1 protein-coding gene and 1 pseudogene are annotated in these 2,061 nt (G+C 60.7%); one reads left to right on the top strand and one right to left on the bottom strand.

The annotated features are described in order from the left end of the window. Nucleotides 1–431: 431 nt before the first annotated feature. Nucleotides 432–1,877 (bottom strand): DEAD/DEAH box helicase, encoded by a 1,446-nt coding sequence (locus tag GNZ12_RS35955; RefSeq protein WP_172316725.1) that lies wholly within the window; start codon nucleotides 1,875–1,877, stop codon nucleotides 432–434. 109 nt (nucleotides 1,878–1,986) lie between these two features. Here GNZ12_RS35955 and GNZ12_RS35960 point away from each other — a divergent pair. Beyond that, nucleotides 1,987–2,061: pseudogene (locus tag GNZ12_RS35960) on the top strand (IS6 family transposase); the annotation flags it as partial.

Here is a 2,061-nt window from a genome sequence, read left to right on the forward strand (position 1 = left end):
AGTAGACCGCACTGCCAAGGCCAGGGAAAAGAAACAGGATCAGCAGCCAATACATGTTCTGCTGGGTGCGCACGGCATGCACCGCAAAGAACAGGGCGATGATGACGTAAAGGCTGATTCCGAAGATGCGCATTGACGAGAAGGCCAGTTGTGGGGCGTTGCCGATGGTACGTCAGCGAAACGGCAGAGTGCTATTGTGACGGAAGCGCGCTGCCATGCCTGGTAGCTCAGCGGGACCCTTCCCGCGACCTGGCAGTTGGCCCGGATGCCCATCATCCGGCCAACGCTATCAGACCGGGCATCGGCCTTTGCGGACGTCTCGGTGCCGCTCCTGGTGAGCCAACTACAGAAGGTTGCTTTCCTGCCATTCGGACCTTTGCGGTCGCGAATGACTGGCCTCATCGCCACGAATGCGTACTCGTCCCCACGGATCAGGGTTGGCGTTTGCCACGGCCACCAGCGGGGTTGCCAGCCGGCTTACGTGAACCCGCAGCTGGCTTGCTGGCGGGTTTGCTGCGTGGCTTTTGCACGCTGAATGGGTTACCGCTGGACAAGCTTGTGCCTTTACCCGCGGCCACAGCGCGCTGCGCCGCAGGCTTGCGTTTGTTTTCGCTACTTTGCGGGCGCGGTTTTTTGCTGAGCACCTGCATGGCGCCCGGCGCAGCTTGCGGCACTTTGGGCTTCTTAGGCTTTTTGGGTTTCTTGATGATCTGGCCCGTCGCGCTAGTTTGCGGCACGCGGTGTTCGGCTTCAAAACCCGGCTCTTCTTCACGGGGCAGCGTTTGCCGGATCAGCGCTTCAATCGCGGCCAGTTGCGGCGCTTCATCGGCACACACAAGGGACACCGCCACGCCGCTGGCGCCCGCGCGGCCGGTACGGCCAATACGGTGCACATAGTCTTGCGCCACGATCGGCAGATCAACGTTGATCACCAGCGGCAGGTCGTCGATATCAAGCCCGCGCGCAGCCACATCGGTGGCTACCAGCATACGTACTTCGCCCGTCTTGAAGCGCTCCAGCGCACGCAGGCGCGCGGGTTGCGGTTTGTCGCCGTGGATGGTGTCGACCGCATAGCCCGCTTCATCCAGCATGGCCGCCAGGTAATCCACGCCAATGCGGGTTTTGACGAACACCAGCGCGTGCTCCCAGTTGTTCTCAGCCACAAGGTGCATGAAGAGGTCAGGCTTGTTCTTTTTATCCACCGGCACTACCCACTGCTTGATCTTGCCGGCCGTGGCATTGGGCGGGCTGACGCTGATATTGACCGGGCCGCGCAGAATGCCCGCCGCCATGGCGCGGATATCATCGGTAAACGTGGCAGAGAACAGCAGGGTCTGGCGCTCAGCGGGCAAGGCAGCAAAGACGGCGTTGAGTTCGCGCGCAAAGCCCAGATCCAGCATGCGGTCGGCTTCATCCAGCACCAGCGTTTGTACCTGATCAAACTGCACTGCGTTCTGGCGATTGAGATCTAGCAAACGGCCCGGCGTGGCAACGAGCACATCCACGCCTTTGCGCAACTTCATCATCTGCGGGTTGATACTCACACCGCCGTAGGCGGCCAGAAATCGTAAGTCGAGGCCTTTGCCGTAAGCGATAAAGCTTTGCAGCACTTGTTCGGCCAGTTCGCGCGTGGGCACCAGCACCAGAACACGCGCGCGGTTGCTGGACACCGCCGGGCCGTGTTGCACCAGCCGTTGCAACAGCGGCAGCGCAAAACCCGCCGTTTTGCCAGTGCCGGTCTGTGCCGCAGCCATGACGTCCTTGCCACTGAGCACAGCAGGAATCGCCTTGGCCTGCACCGGCGTAGGTATCTGGTAATTGAGGTCCTGCACATTACGCAGCAAGGGATCGATCAGGCCAAGCGAGGCAAAAGACATTGGCGTATTCCGGGCTAAAGCCGCAATTCTAGCGGTTACCGCCTGATTGCGCCGCGCAGATCAATGGTCAAAAAGATCGACGTTGATCGCCACTGAAAAACGTAGCGGTGCCGGGCGACCGACGCCGATCAAAGTCCGCCAAAACAAATACCTGAACAACATCGTCGAGCAGGACCACCGCGCC

The sequence above is a fragment of the Paraburkholderia solitsugae genome, from assembly GCF_013177695.1.
GTDB lineage: Bacteria > Pseudomonadota > Gammaproteobacteria > Burkholderiales > Burkholderiaceae > Paraburkholderia > Paraburkholderia solitsugae.

Excerpts from the sequence above, each read along its gene's own strand:
- GNZ12_RS35955 (WP_172316725.1), bottom strand. The coding sequence starts at position 1,877 with ATGTCTTTTGCCTCGCTTGGCCTGATCGATCCCTTGCTGCGTAATGTG.